The sequence below is a fragment of the Leifsonia sp. 10N434 genome, assembly GCF_056394405.1.
Genome location: NZ_JBFTHV010000001.1, coordinates 529,376 through 546,273 on the forward strand (window position 1 = coordinate 529,376; position 16,898 = coordinate 546,273).

At 67.5% G+C, this 16,898-nt stretch carries 15 protein-coding genes; 4 read left to right on the plus strand and 11 right to left on the minus strand.

Going from position 1 to position 16,898, the window contains the following annotated elements; all coding sequences use genetic code 11:
• Positions 1-10: 10 nt before the first annotated feature.
• Positions 11-1,192: an MFS transporter gene (locus AC1DB1_RS02525; RefSeq protein ID WP_477199669.1), complete on the minus strand. Its 1,182-nt coding sequence runs from the start codon at positions 1,190-1,192 to the stop codon at positions 11-13.
• Positions 1,193-1,312: 120 nt separating this feature from the next.
• On the opposite strand from AC1DB1_RS02525, the gene AC1DB1_RS02530 reads away from it, so the two are divergent.
• Entirely contained in the window at positions 1,313-1,729 is a 417-nt protein-coding gene (locus AC1DB1_RS02530) for a hypothetical protein (protein ID WP_477199670.1), read from the plus strand.
• Positions 1,730-1,784: 55 nt separating this feature from the next.
• Here AC1DB1_RS02530 and AC1DB1_RS02535 read toward each other — a convergent pair whose 3' ends face one another.
• The 6 genes from AC1DB1_RS02535 to AC1DB1_RS02560 all read right to left on the minus strand — a co-directional run bounded on the left by AC1DB1_RS02535 (position 1,785) and on the right by AC1DB1_RS02560 (position 9,246).
• Positions 1,785-2,462 (minus strand): class I SAM-dependent methyltransferase, encoded by a 678-nt coding sequence (locus tag AC1DB1_RS02535; RefSeq protein ID WP_477199671.1) that lies wholly within the window; start codon positions 2,460-2,462, stop codon positions 1,785-1,787.
• An 89-nt stretch (positions 2,463-2,551) separates the two neighbouring features.
• Positions 2,552-3,583: an alpha/beta fold hydrolase gene (locus tag AC1DB1_RS02540; RefSeq protein ID WP_477199672.1), complete on the minus strand. Its 1,032-nt coding sequence runs from the start codon at positions 3,581-3,583 to the stop codon at positions 2,552-2,554.
• Between the two features lie 52 nt (positions 3,584-3,635).
• Positions 3,636-5,693: an ABC transporter ATP-binding protein gene (locus AC1DB1_RS02545; protein ID WP_477199673.1), complete on the minus strand. Its 2,058-nt coding sequence runs from the start codon at positions 5,691-5,693 to the stop codon at positions 3,636-3,638.
• A gap of 1 nt (position 5,694) precedes the next feature.
• Positions 5,695-7,410 carry an ABC transporter ATP-binding protein gene (locus AC1DB1_RS02550; RefSeq protein ID WP_271176883.1) on the minus strand — a complete coding sequence of 572 codons (1,716 nt, stop codon included), beginning with the start codon at positions 7,408-7,410 and terminating at the stop codon, positions 5,695-5,697.
• A gap of 184 nt (positions 7,411-7,594) precedes the next feature.
• The gene (locus tag AC1DB1_RS02555) at positions 7,595-8,461 is read right to left on the minus strand and encodes a PfkB family carbohydrate kinase (RefSeq protein ID WP_477199674.1); all 867 of its coding nucleotides are present in this window, start codon (positions 8,459-8,461) and stop codon (positions 7,595-7,597) included.
• Positions 8,458-9,246 carry a GntR family transcriptional regulator gene (locus AC1DB1_RS02560; protein WP_271176881.1) on the minus strand — a complete coding sequence of 263 codons (789 nt, stop codon included), beginning with the start codon at positions 9,244-9,246 and terminating at the stop codon, positions 8,458-8,460. Before AC1DB1_RS02560 ends, AC1DB1_RS02555 begins: the two co-directional genes overlap by 4 nt.
• A 146-nt stretch (positions 9,247-9,392) precedes the next feature.
• Between AC1DB1_RS02560 and AC1DB1_RS02565 the strand changes: the two genes are divergently transcribed.
• Positions 9,393-10,814, plus strand: coding sequence for an MFS transporter (locus AC1DB1_RS02565; protein ID WP_477199675.1), 1,422 nt, complete (start codon positions 9,393-9,395; stop codon positions 10,812-10,814).
• 80 nt (positions 10,815-10,894) lie between these two features.
• Entirely contained in the window at positions 10,895-11,866 is a 972-nt protein-coding gene (locus tag AC1DB1_RS02570) for a nucleoside hydrolase (protein WP_271176879.1), read from the plus strand.
• 18 nt (positions 11,867-11,884) lie between these two features.
• Here the strand turns inward: AC1DB1_RS02570 and AC1DB1_RS02575 are convergent, their stop codons facing one another.
• The 3 genes from AC1DB1_RS02575 to AC1DB1_RS02585 form a co-directional block, all read right to left on the minus strand.
• On the minus strand, positions 11,885-12,613 hold the full coding sequence (locus AC1DB1_RS02575; RefSeq protein ID WP_477199676.1) for a hemerythrin domain-containing protein: 729 nt from the start codon (positions 12,611-12,613) through the stop codon (positions 11,885-11,887).
• Positions 12,614-12,749: 136 nt separating this feature from the next.
• A complete protein-coding gene (locus tag AC1DB1_RS02580) occupies positions 12,750-13,055 on the minus strand; it encodes an EthD family reductase (RefSeq protein WP_271176877.1) in 306 nt (101 codons plus the stop codon).
• 59 nt (positions 13,056-13,114) lie between these two features.
• The gene (locus tag AC1DB1_RS02585; protein WP_477199677.1) at positions 13,115-13,681 is read right to left on the minus strand and encodes a hypothetical protein; all 567 of its coding nucleotides are present in this window, start codon (positions 13,679-13,681) and stop codon (positions 13,115-13,117) included.
• 111 nt (positions 13,682-13,792) lie between these two features.
• Between AC1DB1_RS02585 and AC1DB1_RS02590 the strand changes: the two genes are divergently transcribed.
• Positions 13,793-14,365, plus strand: a complete 573-nt coding sequence (locus tag AC1DB1_RS02590; RefSeq protein WP_477199678.1) for a TetR/AcrR family transcriptional regulator — start codon at positions 13,793-13,795, stop codon at positions 14,363-14,365.
• A gap of 85 nt (positions 14,366-14,450) precedes the next feature.
• Here AC1DB1_RS02590 and AC1DB1_RS02595 read toward each other — a convergent pair whose 3' ends face one another.
• Positions 14,451-16,889, minus strand: coding sequence for a glycoside hydrolase family 2 TIM barrel-domain containing protein (locus AC1DB1_RS02595; RefSeq protein ID WP_477199679.1), 2,439 nt, complete (start codon positions 16,887-16,889; stop codon positions 14,451-14,453).
• Between the last annotated feature and the right edge of the window lie 9 nt (positions 16,890-16,898).

Below are 16,898 nucleotides of genomic sequence, written 5' to 3' on the forward strand. Positions count from 1 at the left end.
CGGCTGAACTCTACGGCGACGCGGGGAAGGATCGGCGCGCCACGAGCACGATGATCCCCCCAGCGAAGACGAGCGCCGCACCCGCGAACGGCAGCCAGCCGAGGCCCGGCCCCGCCAGAACGGCCGCTCCGATCGCCGCTCCCGCACCGATGCCGATGTTCGCCGTCGAGTTGACGAGAGCGCCGATCACTTCGGGAGACGCGCCACGGGTGCGGATCGCCGCCGTCTGGAACACCGAGGCGACACCGCCGAACCCCGCACCCCAGAACGCCGTCGCCGCCAGCACGCCCCCGAGTGCCGGGTACGCGATCCCGAGCGCCACCAGTCCGACCGTCACGACGCTGAGCAGCATGATGACCGCGGTGCGAGGCCGGCGATCGAGATTGGTCGCCGCGAACCAGGTGCCGAGGAGACCGACGGCGCCGACGCCGAGCAGTACGGGACCGACACCCGCCGCCGACAGCCCAGCCGCCAACAGGAGCACGGAGATGTAGGTGTATACGGTGAAGTGCCCCAGATAGACGACCGCGTTCGCCGTGGAGACGATTCCGAGCCGGATGCGACGAGCCCCGGCGCCCTCTCCCTTGTGGCTCGTGCCGCCGCAGGGCACGGCCGGAAGCAGCAGGGCGACGATCACCACGGTCAGGGCGCACACCACCGCCAGTACGCCGAACGCGGCACGCCATCCCAGCGCGGTTCCCAGCGAGGTCGACAACGGCACCCCGAGAACGAACCCGGCGGAGGCGCCGGCCGTGACGAGCGCGAGGGCGCGCCCGGTGTACGCCGCCTGCACCAGACGGGAGGCGTATCCGATGCTCACCGAGAAGAACAGGGCGTGGGCGATTCCGCCGAAGGCCCGACCCGCGGCGAGCACGGCGAAGTTCGGCGCGACCGCGACGACGACATTGCTCAGTGTGTATGCGACCAGGGTGGCCAGGAGCAGCCGCTTGCGCGAGATGCGGGCGGTCCACAGGGTCAGCGGCACCGCGAGCACGGCGACCATGAAGGCGTACACCGTGACGAGGAGCCCGGTGATCGAGTCGGACACCCCGACCTCGTCGCCGATCGCCGGCAGCAGGCCGACCGGCAGCATCTCCGTCGTGACCGCGAGGAAGGTCGCGATGGTCAGTGCGAACAGTCCCCCGGCGGCCGCGCGCACGGTTCCGGGCCGCCAGGCCGACGCGACAGACATGAAGCGATGCTAGCTTGACCGAGAGCCGAGCTTCTCGGCGATTGAACTGTTTGCGCGGCTCGCTCGTGTTCTTGGTGTGGTCTCCACCGGTAGAGGCTCGGATCGGAAGCAGGTGTTCAGATGACTGACGCAGGTGTTCAGGTGGCGCAAAGAGGTCAGGGGCTTCTCTGGGTCATGCGGATTCTGAGTGCGATCGTGCTGGTCGTGACCGGCGGGATCCACCTCTACCTCATCTTCAACGGCGTCGGAGGGCTGCTCGGCGTGCTCTTCACGCTCAACGCCATCGCGGGAATCGTTCTGGGGATCGGGATGCTCACGCTGCATCGCGGGCTTCTCGCGCTCGCGACGGTGCTGAGTCTGCTGTTCATCATCGCGAGCCTCATCGCCCTTCTGCTCGCGCTGACCGTGGGCCTGTTCGGCATCACAGAGACGTGGACCTTCACCCTCGTGCCGGAGACGGTCATCATCGAGGCGATCGGCGTCGTGGTGCTCGCCATCACCTCGGTGGTCGTGCTGCGCGCCCGGCGGGCGGGCTGACCGCCGGTCCGCTCGGACGCGCGCGACCGTTCAGGGACGGGCGGAGTCCCCGCCGTCAAGCCTGCGCGGTGCCGGCGATCTGGGTGTTGAAGGGCAGGAACGGCGTGTGGAGCCGGTAGTGCTCCACTGCGACGGTCTCGAATCCGGCGGCGCGCAACGACTGCTCCAGGTCCCGTTCGCACGAGCAGCCCTCGAAGGTCCAGGCCCACGGCCGGCGGAAGAGGCGCTGAGCGGCGCGGGTCGGCGTGCCGGCCTTCGCGACCACGTGCTCGACGAAACGGAAGGTGCCCCCTGGGCGCAGGATGCGACGGATCTCGGCGAGCACGGCGGCCGGGTCCTGCACCGAGCAGAGCACGAGCGAGGAGATCACGGTGTCGACGCTCCGGTCGGGCAGACCGGTCTGCTCGGCCATCCTGTCCCGCAGGTCGAGCTGAACGCCTTCGCGGAGCGCGGCGGCGCGCAGGCCGCCGTGCATGTAGCGGTTCGGTTCGATGGCGATGAGAGTGCCGCCCGCAGGGAGGTAGCCCAGGTTGGCGCCGACCCCGGAGCCGATCTCCACGACCTTGCCCGGGAGCTCCGCGAAGACGCGCTGCTTGCGACGGCGCAGGCTCCGCTCCAGGTACGGCCCCATCGCCCGGAAGAACGCGGCGTTGAAAGGGCCGCGACCGCGGTGCAGCTCGAATTCCGTGGTCGTCGGGGTCGGGGTCGTGGGCGTGGTGTTCGTTTCGGTCATGGCTGCTCCCGTGGGTTCGTGGTCGATCGCTCGATCGATCGCTACCAGCGTGCGCGACGGCCGTGGGCCGCGTCAGGCGTAGAACTACCTCAGTTCGCCGACGACGTGCGGTCGTGCTGACCGGCGTACCAGCTCGCGATCTGGGCCCGGGATCGGAAGCCGAGGCGCAGGCGGATCCGTTCGACATGACCCTCCGCGGACCGCTCGTCGATGCCCAGCTTCGCGGCGATCTCGCGGTTCGTGCGTCCGGCACTGACCAGTGCGGCGACCTCGGATTGCCGGGGTGTCAGCCGCGCCGTGCCGTTTCGCGAGGCGCGCAGGCCGAGGAATCGGCGGATGGTCGCCACGAGCCGGTCCGTGTCGCCGGCGTACGGCAGATGCGAACGGCCGGGCAGCAGGACGAGCTCGGCGCCCGGGATGCCCGCGGCGAGCGCTTCGGCTTGCGCGACCGGAGCGGCACGATCGTGCTCCCGGTGCACCGCCAGCGTCGGAACGCTCACGTGAGCGAGGAGGTCGCTCACGTCGAGGGAATAGCTCAGCTCCAGCAGCGATCGTGCCGTGGCGGCCGTCGACGACGCCCGCTGGTAGCGGCCGAACTCCCTGCGCGACGCGCCATGGGCGTCGGGGGCGAAGATGTCGGTGAGAACGTCGGAGCCGAGCCCCCAGTGCGACTCGACCAGCCCCAGCACGTGCTCCCGTGCATCCGGTGGTGAGATCTCGGTGCCGGTCACCCAGCCGCCGTAGAGCACGAGGCGCCTTACGGTCTCCGGATGCTCGGCTGCCCACGCGACGGCGACGAGCGCTCCCATCGAGGTGCCGATGAGGTCGAACGGTTCCGCGCCGAGGGTCGCGACGACCGCGGCCAGCTGCTCGAGCTCGTACTCCAGCGACGGCGGCCGGGTCATCGGTCCTGACAGGCCGCATCCCGCGCGGTCGTAGCGCACGAGGCGGCGCCCCTCAGCCAGGCTCTCGTAGAACGCGCGCTCCTCCGGCAGGTCCCAGCTCAGCTGCAGGTGGCCGATCCAGCCGGACACGTAGACCATCGGCCTTCCGTCGCCGAGGGTCGCATACGCCAGCTCCGTGCCGTCTGCCGTCGTCAGCTGCGCGATGCGTTGCTGCATGCCTCCATTGTGGTCACGCCTCGCCGGTTGAGCCAGGTCGGCCCACCCGCGGTCAGCCGACCGGGACTTCGCTCGCCTCCTCCTCGGTCGCCGCGCCGCGGAACTGCGTCATGTAGAGCTCGTAGTAGGCGCCGCGCTTCTCCAGCAGGGTGGCGTGGTCGCCCTGCTCGACGATGTCGCCGTTCTCCATCACCAGGATGGTGTGCGCGTCGCGGATCGTCGACAGGCGGTGAGCGATGACGAACGACGTGCGGTCGGTGCGCAGGGCCGCCATCGCGTGTTGCACGAGCAGCTCGGTGCGGGTGTCCACCGACGATGTCGCCTCGTCGAGGATGAGCAGCGACGGGTTCGCGATGAAGGCGCGCGCGATGGTGATGAGCTGTCGCTCGCCCGCCGAGACGTTTCCTCCGTCGGACTCGATGACGGTGTCGTACCCGTCGGGGAGCTGCCGCACGAAGCGGTCGACCATGGTCGCCTTCGCGGCCTCGATCACTTCGTCGTCCGTCGCGTCGAGGCGGCCGTAGCGGATGTTCTCGCGGATGGTGCCTGAGAACAACCAGGCGTCCTGAAGCACCATGCCGACCTGGCCGCGCAGTTCGGCGCGGGAGAGCTCGGTCGTGTCGATGCCGTCGAGGCGGATGGCGCCAGCGTTCAACTCGTAGAACCGCATGATCAGGTTCACCAGCGTCGTCTTTCCCGCGCCGGTCGGCCCGACGATCGCGACCGTTTGACCGGGCGAGACCGCAAGGCTGAGATCGGTGATGAGCGGGGTCTCGGGGTCGTACGAGAACGTGACGTCCTCGAGCTGCACCCGGCCGTCGGCGCGCTCCGGAAGGTGCTGCGTCTCGTGGTCCGGCGTCTGGTCGTCGGCGTCGAGGAACTCGAACGTGCGCTCCGCCGACGCGACACCAGACTGCAGCATGTTCGCCATGCCCGCGATCTGGCCGATCGGCTGCGAGAACTCGCGCGAGTACTGGATGAACGCGGTCGCGTCACCGATGGTCATCTGACCGGAGACGACGCGCAGGCCGCCGACCACCGCGATGAGCACGTACGAGAGGTACGAGACGAAGTTCATCGCCGGCATGATCATGCCGGAGACGAACTGGGCGCCGACCATCGACGAGTAGAGCTTCTGGTTGCGAGCGTCGAACTCTTCGAGCATCACGCCGTCGCGGCCGAACGCCCGCACCAGCTCGAGGCCGGAGAAGGACTCCTCGATGTGGCCGTTCAGCGACCCGGTCGCGTTCCACTGCTGCTTGAAGAGCTTCTGCGACCGGGAGCCGATCACACCGGCGATCACGCCGGACAGCGGGATGGAGATGAGCGCGATCAGGGCCAGCTGCCACGAGACGATGAACATCATGATGCCGATGCCGATGACCATCAGCACCGACTGGATCAGCTGCGAGAACGCTTGCTGCAGCGCCGTCTGGATGTTGTCGACGTCGTTGGTGACACGGGACATCAGGTCGCCGCGCTGCCGGGTGTCGAAGTAGCGGAGCGGCAGCCGGTTGAGCTTCTTCTCGATGTCGGCACGCAGCCCGTAGACCACCCGCATCACCAGGCCGTTCAGGATGTAGCCCTGCCACCACTGCAGCAGCGATGCGACCAGATACATCGCGATCACGATCATGAGCAGGCGCCCGAGTTCGACGAAGTCGATCCCCTGCCCCGGAGTCGCTCCGGAGCCCGCCAGCACGTCGGCGAACTGGTTCTGGCCGGCGGCGCGCGCTGCCGCGACCGCCTGATCGAGCGTCAGGTTGGCAGGCAGGCTCAGCCCGATGGAGCCGCGGAAGATCACGTCCGTGGCGGCGCCGAGGATCTTCGGCGCGATGACGATCAGGGCGACCGAGACCACGACGAGCAGGGTGACCCAGGTCATCCCGAGCCATTCCGGCTTCAGCAGTGAGAGCAGCCGCTTGAACGACGGCCAGAAGTGCTCCGCCTTCTTGGCCGGCGTGCCGCCGAACAGGTCGCCGTCCGCCTCCGTGGGCACGAACTCGTCGTCGATGCCTTCGAGCACCGCCTCGACGGCGGATTCCTTCGCGGCGAGGTCGACGTCGGTCTTCGCCTTCTTCGGCGTCTTCGTCTTCTGCGTGCGGGCCATCTCAGGCCACCTCCAGGCTCAGCTGCGACTCGACGATCTCGCGATACGTCTCACTCGTCTCCAGCAGTTCGTCATGCGTTCCGTAGGCGACGACGCGTCCGTCGTCGAGGACGATGATGGCGTCGGCCTCGCGGATGGTGGACACCCGCTGGGCCACGACGATCACGGTCGCGTCTCCGGTGGAGCGGGCGAGCGCCTCGCGCAGCCGGGCATCCGTAGCGACGTCGAGCGCTGAGAACGAATCGTCGAACAGGAACACCTTCGGCCGCGCGACGAGCGCCCGCGCGATGCAGAGCCGCTGTCGCTGACCTCCCGAGACGTTCGTGCCGCCCTGGGCGATCCGCTCCTCGAGCCCGTGCTCCTTGGCGCGCACGAACGGCTCGGCCTGAGCGATCCGCAGCGCCTCCCAGAGCTCGTCGTCCGTGGCATCCGGGTTTCCGAACCGGAGGTTGCTCGCGATCGTCCCCGAGAAGAGGTACGGCCGCTGCGGCACCAGCCCCAGCACACCCGAGAGCTGCCGGCGGGTGAGGGAGTCGACCGCAACGCCACCGATGCGCACGTGACCGGACTGCGGAGTGAACAGGTTGGCGATCACGGAGACCAGGGTGGTCTTTCCCGCTCCGGTGGAGCCCACAATCGCCGTGATCTTGCCCGGCTCGGCGGTGAACGTCACGTCGCTGAGCACCGGCTTCTCGGCCCCGGGGTACCCGAAGGTCACACCGTCGATCTGAACCGTGCCGTCGGCCGGCTCGGCACCGGAGACGGCGGCGCCCTGCTGCGACGGGGTCGCGCTGAGCACCTCGTCGATGCGCTCGGCGCAGACCATCGCGCGCGGGATCATCATGGCCATGAAGACGCCCATCATGACCGCGGTGAGGATCTGAAGGAGGTACTGGAGGAACGCGGTCAGCGCGCCGATCTGGATCTCTCCGGAGTTCACACTGTGGCCGCCGAACCACAGCACGGCGACCGTCGCTACGTTCAGGATCAGCATGATCACCGGGAACATCAGCACGAAGATGTTGCCCACCCGCACCGACACCCGCGTCAGCGCCAGGTTGGCGTCGTCGTACCGCTCGCTCTCGAACCGCTCGCGCACGAACGCGCGGATCACGCGGATTCCGACGATCTGCTCACGGATGACCCCGTTGACGCCGTCGATGCGGTCCTGCATCTCGCGGAACAACGGCAGAAGTCGCCAGACCATCACGCCGACGACGACGAAGAGCACCGCGACCGAGACCCAGATGAGCCAGGACAGCGCGGCATCCACCTGCACGGCGAGGATGATGCCGGCGATGCACATGATGGGCGTCGACACCATGAAGTTGAGCGTGAGCAGCACGAGCATCTGCACCTGCTGCACGTCGTTGCTGTTGCGCGTGATCAGCGTCGGCATCCCCCACCGGGCGAGGTCGAGGGACGGCAGCTCGTCGACCTTGCGGTAGAACGAGCGGCGGATGTCGCGCCCCACCGACATGGACGCGCGGGCGCCGAAGTAGGTGGCGGTGATCGCCGCGATGACCTGCACGAAGCAGACCATCAGCATCATCCCGCCGGTCGACCAGATGTAGTCGGTGTCGCCGAGGGAGATGCCCTTGTCGATGATGTCTTTGTTGAGGGTGGGCAGGTACAGCGCGGCGAGCGTCGCGATCAGCTGCAGGATCACGACCGCCACGACCGATCGCCAATAGGGACGGGCGTAGTGTGCTGTCATTCGGAGGAGAGTCACGAGATTTCCTGTGGTCGCAGTGTAGGGAGGTGCGTGCGCGGGGCGGACGAACATTCCAATAAACCACAGTCGCCATCGGCATACGGCCGCGACGCCATAGTCTCATTCCCCCGAACAGACAACACCGTAGCGCGATCCGCCGACATCCGTCTCGCCGGAGGGGTGCCCGTCAGGGAAGGTAGGCGGCCAGCGGACGCAATGCGGGCTGCGACGACGGGTCGGCAACGGCGGCCGCGCCGACGGCGCACGCCGTGCTCAGGGCAGCTTCAGGGGACAGCCCGTCGCGCAGGACGATGGTCAGAGCGGCGCAGAACGCGTCTCCGGCGCCGACGGTGTTCACCGGCGTCGTCGCCACGGCGGGCACGGACGCGATGACCTCACCCCGCTCCAGCAGGGCCGCGCCCTTCGAACCGTAGGTGACAGCGACGAGCGGCGCATCCTGCAGCTCGGGCATCAGCGCGTACTCGGTCTCATTCACGATGAAGAGGTCGACGCGGTCGAGCACCGCCCTGGGCAGCTGCTGGGCGGGCGCCGCGTTCAGCGCGAGATAGCCGGGGACCCGGTCGGCGAGCTGCGACACCAGCTCCATCGAGATCTCGAGCTGGGCCAGCACGGTCTCGTCGTCGGAGAACTCGACGCCATCGATGTCGACGAGCGCGTTAGACCCTTCGCAGACCGCGATCTGGTTCTCGCCCTCGCGGTCGACCACGATGAGCGCCGTTCCCGTCGCCTCGCTCACCGTGGCGATGTGTGTGGTGTCGACGCCCGCCTCGACGAGCGCCGAGCGCATCCACCCGCCGTCGGCGTCGTCGCCCACCGCACCGACCATCCGCACCTCGGCGCCCAGACGCGCGGCGGCCGCGGCCTGATTGGCGCCCTTGCCCCCGGCGTCGCGGCGCAGCCGGCCACCGCCGATCGTCTCGCCCGGTTCGGGAAGCCGGTCGGTGATGGCGGTGAGGTCGACATTGATGCTGCCGACGACGGTGAGCTTCTGCACGCTGGGTCTCTCTGGGTTCCGGTGGACGCGGGCGGTCATGCCTGGGAGGCCTGCACCACTGAGAGGTGCCCGACCCGTGACGACACGATGCATTTCGCGAGGTAGATGGGCGTGCCGTCGAGCTCGGCGGTCTGCGTGAGGATGAGCACGGGGTCGTTCGCTCCGAGGTCGAGGAGCTTCGCGCGGGACGAACCTGCGACGTTGACGGCGATCTGGCACACCCCCGAACCGAACACGGGCCCGATGCGTTCGATGAGCTCCGCGAGCAGGGTGGCCGGCGCCTCGGCCGCGGCCTGGAGGTTCTCCGCGATGGCCGGGCTGACGTCGCTCAGGTAGCGCCCGGCGGGAAAGTGCTCCTGCACGATCGCGATGGGCTCGCCATCCTGCTCGATCACGCTCTCGCGGAACCAGGTGTTCGCGGCGAGGTCAAGAGCCAGCTTGTTCGAGACGAAGTCAGTCGTCGGCTGCATGGTGAACTCCACCGGCCGCACGGAGACTGCGCGGTCGCCGTCGGAAAGGGCCTGCTCGAACGGGCGCAGTTCTTCGAGTCCGACGCGCGGGATGCTCGTGGCGACGAATCGGCCGATCCCGCGGCGGGTGACGATGAGACCGTCCTCTTCGAGGAGCATGAGCGCTTCGCGCACGACTGTGCGGCTGACACCGAGGGATGCGCCGAGCTCGGTTTCGCGAGGCAGAGCGGAGCCGAGCGGGAACACGTGCCCGCGGATGCCCTCGGCGATGCGCGAGTACACCGCCACGCGCAACGGCTGACCGACCGTGGTGGTGAGGTCGCGTTCCAAGAACTGGTCGACGGTCATGGTCATCGCGGTGGCTCCTTCGCTCGTAAGCTCACGCAATTCAACCACAAAAAGGTGGTGTGTGCGCATGTCGTACCGAAGAGGTATAACATCGTACCCACCGCATCCACCGCGGTCCTGCAACGAAACAGTCAGACAAAGGAGTCGCCCCCGTGAGTTCCCCCACGCTCGACAGCACTGCGACGGCAGCTGCGCATCCATCGGCGCCGCCGCTCCACGGAGGGAAGGCCGTCGCACTCGTCGCCACGCTGATCCTCGGCGTGCTGTCGTTCCAGCTGAACGCCAGCATGATCACCCCGGCGCTGCCGGACATCGCCCGCGACCTGCACGAAGACGTCGGTGCTGTGTCACAGGTGTCGTCGCTGTTCTTCCTCGCCGGTGCGATCGGCGGCGTCGTGCTCTCGCGCTGGAGCGACTTCATCGGCCGCAAGCAGGCCCTGGTCATCGTGCTCCTGATGCTGGCCGCCGGCACACTGCTGTGCATGTTCGCGCCGAACCTCACCGTGCTGCTCATCGGCCGCGCGCTGCAGGGCGCGTCGAGCGCGGCGTTCCAGCTCTCGTACGTGATCTTGAGCGAGCGGATGAGCGCCAAGGTCTTCGGCACGACGCTCGGCATCATCACCGCGGTCAACGGCGGCGTCGGCGGCGTCGACGGCTACTTCGGCGGCCTGCTGGCGGACACCTTCGGCTTCCGCTCGATCTTCGTGGTGATCTTCCTAGTCGGCCTGGTCGCCCTCGCCTGCGTGCTGCTCGTGGTCCCCAAGACGTCCAAGCCGGTCTCCACCGGCCGCATGGACTGGTGGGGAGCCGCCGTGCTCTCGATCGCGCTCATCTGCGTCACGTTCTTCGTCTCGCAGGGTTCGTCTGCCGGCTGGACCGCACCGATCACCCTGCTCTACCTCGCGGGCACGATCGTCTCTCTCGTCGCCTTCTGGTTCGTCGAGAAGAAGCGCGTCACCCCGCTGATCGCCGTCGAGCACCTGCGCTCGCGCCAGGTGTGGCCGGTCATCGCCACCACGATCCTGACCCTGTCCGGGGTCTTCGCCGTGATCAACTTCACCGTCGTGCTGCTCAGCCAGGACACGAAGGTGGGCTTCGGCCTCGACGCCTCCACCTCGGCTCTCCTCTTCCTCGCGCCGCCCGCCCTGATCGGTGTATTCGCGGCGCCGCTCTCCGGCTGGCTGGCCGGAAAGCAGGGCTGGATCCGGATGCTGCGGGTCGGCATGGTGCTCTGCATCGCGGCGCTCGTCGTCATCAGCCTCCTGCCGCACAACGAGGCCGTCGTCTTCGCGATGATCGCGCTGCTCGGCCTCACCTACAACGGCCTCGTGCTGACGACCACGAACGGGCTGGGCGTGCTGCTCTCCCCGCCGGACGCGCCCGCAGCGCTCCCCGGCCTCAACGGCGCCGCGTTCGGCATCGGCGCGAGCCTCGGAATCGGTATCGTTGCTCCGTTCGCAGCGCAGGGGACGATCGCCGGCTACGGCACCGCGCTCTGGATCTCCGTCGGCATCACCGTGCTCGCCTTCGTCGCCAGCATGTTCATCGCGCCCCGCCGCGGCCAGACCATCTGATCCGCACCGAACCGCGGGCATCCGGATCACCTGGATGCCCCGCACCACGACCTGACACTCAGAAACACGGAGCAACCCGCATGACAACCATCGACACCCCTCGCCGCCCGGTCTACTTCGACTGCGACACCGGCATCGACGACTCGCTCGCCCTCGCCTACCTGCTGGCGTCTCCCGAGATCGAGCTCGTCGGCATCGGCACGGTGAGCGGCAACGTGAGCGCCGCCCAGGCCGCGGAGAACACGCTGCGCATCCTCGCGCTCGCCGGACGGGGCGACATCCCGGTCGCGGTCGGTGCGCACGACGCACTGACCCGCGCGTTCGAGGGCGGGGCGCCGCACGTGCACGGCTCCAACGGAATCGGCGAGGTCGAGCTGCCCGAATCCGGGCTCACGGCGATCGACCTGGACGCGGCGCAGCTGCTCGTGCGTCTCTCGCACGAATACGAGGGACGGCTCGAGATCATCACCGTCGGACCGACGACCAACATCGCCCTGGCCCTCCGGCTCGACCCGACGCTGCCCTCACGGGTGGTCGAGGTGACGGCGATGGGAGGGGCCGCGTTCGCCTCGGGCAATGTGACCCCGGTCGCCGAGGCCAACATCTGGAACGACCCGGAGGCGGCCGCCGAACTCATCGCCGCCCCCTGGCCCGTCGTGCTCGTCCCACTCGACGTCACGGTCGAGAACACGCTCGAGGAGTCCCACCGCCAGCAGCTTCTCGACTCCGACCGCCCGCTCGCCCGCGCTGTCGGCGAGATGCTCGACTTCTACTTCGACTTCTACGTCGAGCTCTACGGCCGCCGGAGCAGCGCGCTGCACGACCCCCTCGCAGCGGCGATCGCGGTCGGCGGCGTGGTCGCCACCAACGCGCCCCTGGTCGACGTGGTCGTGGATGCGACGCACGGCCCCGGCCGCGGTCAGACCATCTGCGACCTCCGCGGCCAGCGCCTCGGCCCGGTCGATCAGACGGGCGCGCACGTGCGCGTGGTGCTCGGCACCGACCGCCCGCTCGACGCCCACCTCGTGGAGCGGCTCACGGCATCCGTGTAGGGCGGCCGCCGAGGCGTGTCACCCCCGGGAGGAACCCGCGCCCGCGACGCCCTTGGTCAGCTCCCGCCGGTTCTTCTCGTAGCGGCCCTTGCCGATCGTGCGCCACAGGAACCGGACGGGCGCCGGCAGATTCTCGCGTTGCCACTCCGCTCCCCCGTCGGGCTGAGCCGCGAGAATCGCGCCGAGCGTCTCCCAGGTCTTGCCCTTGGGCGTCGCCTTGCGCCCGTGCTCGGCGAACCAGTCGATCTCCTTCGGAGTCAGCGTGGTCTCCATGACGGGAACGATGTTCGCCTCCTCGTCGGGCAGGTGAACGGCGAGGGCCGCGTTGATCCCGTCGAGAGCGGTCTGGATTGCTCGCGCATCCGCTTGCCGCCCGCTCGCCCGCCAGGCGGGTAGCGCCACATCCATCTCGTTCAGGTGCACGAGCAGCTCGGCGTGGTGCTGCTTCATCCGCTCGACGTGCACGGTGCACGTCGGCGCGCGCTCCTCGAGCGTTCCCCACAGGTGGGTGTCTTCGCCCTCGTGATGGGCGTGGAGGGAGACGGAGAGCATCGCGAGGTGGTCGCCCACGACATCCGCGTGCGCTCGATCGCCGTCGGCGACGCCCGAGACCAGCCTCGGTGCCTCGGCGAAGCCCGCGCGGAACAGCCGATGGATCTCGGCCATCCCACGGGCATCGCAGGTCTTGACGTCACCGCTCGGGCGCTTCGGCGCATCGCCGCTCGGGGGCAGGGCTGTCGCGGGCATGAGTCCTCCGTTCGTCGATGAACCGGCGAAGGCACTCTATTCGGACTGCGGGCGGGCGACAAGACTTGCGTGAGAATTGCTCACTCGTCGCGAGGTTCCGCCCCTACCCCCTCTGTGGCGCATCATCCGGAGGCGGTCACGCCCGTTCGATGTCGGAGAACAGACCGGTGAACGAGGATCCGGTGCCGATGAGCCGCTGGAAGAACTCGCCGGCAGCCGGAGTGGCGACGGCCGCGGACGCATCCTCGTAGCTGTCGAAGTACAGGTCGAGCGTCCGGTGCGCCGGCGTCGGGGTGCCGTCCTCCTTCGGCCAGACCTTGGCCGCCTCCAGGCGACGGAGCCCTGGAAGCCGTTCCGCCAGGGCGGACAGGCCGGGATAGTCGGCCTCGAACGCGGCGGGATCGGCCGGGTTGTCGATGATGAGGGTGATCTTGGTGGGCATGGTTTCTTCTTTCTCTAGGAGTTGATGGAGTCTCTAGGAGTTGTTGGAGGCGAGCCCGGTCATCGGGTGCCTGCTTTCGCGGTGCGGCCCAGGCGGATGGCGGAGACGAGGAAGAAGATCCCACCGAGGGTCGCGTAGCCGGCGAGCCCGACAAGTGACGGTGACGAACCGCTGGACATCAGGATGAACGCGAAGCCTGCGAGAACAGAGATTCCGCCGCTGATGATCATCGGCCACTGCCCGCCGAGACCGCGGCGGGTGAGCCCGACGATCAACTGAACAGCGCCGGCCGTGAGTGCCCAGAGACCCCACACGACCAACACGGCCGATGTGCCGGATGTCGCGGCGAAGCCGAGTGCGACCGCCGCGAGCAGGCTGAGCGCCATGTTCACGTAGAGCAGGGCAGCCGGTCGCGTGGAGCGCGTGGCACGGTGATCCACGACGGCCGCCGCAAGATCGAAGACCGGATAGAGAACCAGCAGGACAGCGACGAGCGGGCTGACCGCGGAGGCCGTGACCGCGACGACTGCGGCCCACACGACGGCGAATCCGAAGCGGATGAAGTAGAGGCGTCTGAGAGCACCGGCGATCGTCGCCGTGTTCCCGCTTGTGGTGATCGTGGTCACGAGGGTCCGTCCTTTTGGCTGTTATTCGATGTAGAATGACTAGTCACTCTACAAGGAGTAACCATAGGCACCGATGGACCAGGAACGCAAGCAGCGAAGGAGGAAACACCTATGATCGACACTGTGAAGCCGTCGATGCGCGAGCGTCTGATCGAGTCCGCGACCGAACTCTTCTACGCCAAAGGACTGCGCGCTGTGAGCGTCGACAGCGTCATCGAGCGCGCCGGCACGACGAAGGTCACTTTCTACCGGCATTTCAAGAGCAAAGACGATCTCGTCGTCGCCCACCTCGAGCTCCGTGCCAAGCAGGAACGCGACGGCATCACCGCGGCGATCGCGGCGAGCGACGACCCGGACGGCGTGTTCCAGGCGATCGCAGGCGCGCTGGGAACGATGGCCTGCGAGCAAGGGTTCAGAGGGTGCCCGTTCATCAACGCGGCAGCCGAGTATCCGGATCCCGCCAGCTCAGTGCGCCAGGCGGTCGACCAGCATCGCGCCTGGTGCCTGGCGACGTTCGAGGCGGTCGTGACCCCGCTCGGACTGCCCGACCCGCCGGCTGTCGCGCATGACCTCATGCTCATCCGCGACGGTGCGATGGTCGCCGGCTACCTCGACGACGCCGACATCCTGGCGGCGTCCTTCCTCCGGAGCGCTCGGGCTCTGACTCGCTCGAACGCCGAGTAGCGCGTGAAGCGTGCGACGATCGGTCGAAGGCCGAATGACTCCGTGCGTGCTCTTTAAGGCGGCATCCAAAGACCGCTTGGTGGCATTAGAGAGCTTCCACGTAGTGGAGACCCGCAACCGTTGTCTCCACAGGCGCGACGCCATCGGCTGACACGAGGAAGTCCACCGGACCGCTGCCCGTGCGGCGCACGACAGCAAGTGCTCGACCGTCGAACGTCGCATGCGCGGCACCGGCATAGTTCGAGCTGGGCGCCGGGTCGGCGCCACCGAAAGCGAGGAGTTCACCGTCGCCCGAGACCTGCACGGTCAGTGCTTTGTCGCGGTCGGTGAAAACACGACCTTCCGAGTCGGCGAGTGAGATGTCGATGAAGACGAGCCTGTCATCCGGGACGCCGGGATCAACCTCGATTTTCAGTACCGGCACCCCTGTCGCGGTCCGGAGGCTGTAGACCTCCGCCCTTTCTCCGCCACGAATTGCGGTCGCGATCAGCTCGCCAGCCTCGTACGGAACCTGGAACTCAGCCCTGAAGCGGTTCCGGGGGCCCGCCGCAGCGACGCCGAGAGACGTTGAATTGAGCGAAAGTTCGACCTCGTCGGCGTCGCTGTATACCTCGGCGGTGAGCGTTCGCCCTTCATTTCCGGACCAGGTCCACGAGCCGATGCTGTCGCTCCATGTCCACGGTCCCGCGTAGAAGGACGTACCGTCGGGGCGGGGTCGCTGAATGGCGATGTACGGTGCGGTGCGCAGGCCGAATACGATCTCGCGATAGTACGAAGCCGGTCGTCGATTTCCGATCAGGTCAATGTCGCCGCACCAGGCCGCGATCCATGGGAAGGGGCCGCCGTGGGTGGGCGCTTCCCCTTCCAGCAGATACTGTGGTCGGCCGATGCCGACCTCGCCGAGGTAGTCGAAGCCGGTCCAGGTGAAATCGCCGATTATGTGGCTGTTCTCTCGTACGAGCTGCCAGTTGACGTCGATGTGGGTGGGGAAGGTCTCGGTGCCTACGATGACACGGTTCGGGAAGAGTTCCTTGTCGATTTCGTAGCGGGCGTCGAGGTAGTTCATCCCGGCGATGTCGAGCACACCGAAGGATTCGGCCGTCTTCTCCGTCACCATCGGCGAGGCGCCGATCATGTTCATGAATTCGCCCGGACCGGACATCAGTGTGTTGATTCCGGCGCCCTCGTCGGCTCCAGCGCCTCGCTCGGCGGCGAGCTTTTTGATGTCGTCCATCACGGCGAGCATTCCGTTGACCGCATTGGTCACGAATCGTGTCGGATCGAGTTCACGCACTTTCTCGGCCAAGGCTCGCCCCGTGAGGCCACCTTCAGGAGAGCCGGTTTCGGGGATTTCGTTCCCGATCGAGTACATGATCACTGATGGGTGGTTGAAGTCTTTGGCGATCATGGCTTCGACGTCGCGCTCCCACCACTCGGCGAAATGGAGCGAGTAGTCGTTGGGCATCTTGCCCGAGGTCCACATGTCGAACGTCTCGTCCATTACATACATCCCGAGTCGGTCGCATGCTTCGATCATCGATGCGCTGAGTGGGTTGTGGGCTGAGCGGATCGCGTTGAAGCCTGCCTCCTTGAGAAGGCGAACACGGCGTTCCTCCGCGGCTGCGAAGGTGGCCGCGCCGAGGATGCCGTTGTCGTGGTGGATGCACGCGCCACGTAGTTTCACTGTCTCGCCATTGATCCTCAGGCCGTGCACGGGGTCGACCTGAAGGCGTCGGATACCGAACTTGGTGGCGGAGTGGTCGATGGGATCGTCTTCGAAACGAACGTTGACGTCCGCCGTATACAGCGCCGGGGACTCGGCTGACCAGAGGGCTGGGTCGGCGACGTAGAGTCGCTGCCGGCTGACGCTGGTGGTGTGCGCAGCAATCGTCACTCGTGCTGTTCCATTGGCGATCTCGGCGCCGGCCGGGTTGGCGAGGAGAGCCTCGAGGTCTACCGTGACGGGACGGTTCCGGGTGTTCTCGACAACGATCTCCACCTCGACGATCGCGCCCTCGGCGTCGATGTCCGGAGTCGAGACGCGCAGCCCGTTCGTTGGGATGTGCACGTCGGATCCGGTGAGCAGCCACACATCTCGGTAGATGCCGGCGCCGGTGTACCAGCGCGAGTCCTTGCCGCTACGGGCCTCGACCTCGAGGAGGTTTTCCTCTCCAGGCAAAAGGAACTGGTCGGCGTCGATGGTGAATCCGGAGTATCCGTACGGGCGCTGGCCCGCGAACGCGCCGTTGATGTACACCATGGCGTCGCGGTAGACGCCTTCGAACTCGAGCACGATCCGGCTGCCTGCGAGCTCGGCGGGGACGTTGAACAATTTGCGGTACTGGTACGCGCCATCCGGAAAGTACGCGACAGCGCCGTCGCCGTTCGGGTCTCGCTCTCGGGCGATCTGAGCGTCGTGCGGAACGACGATGTCCGTGTAAGGGGCAACTTCGCCGCCGAGCTCGGCAAACGGGTTGACCTTTTCACGGAACTGCCATCCGTCGTTGAACGGTGAACGCTTCATTGAATTTCC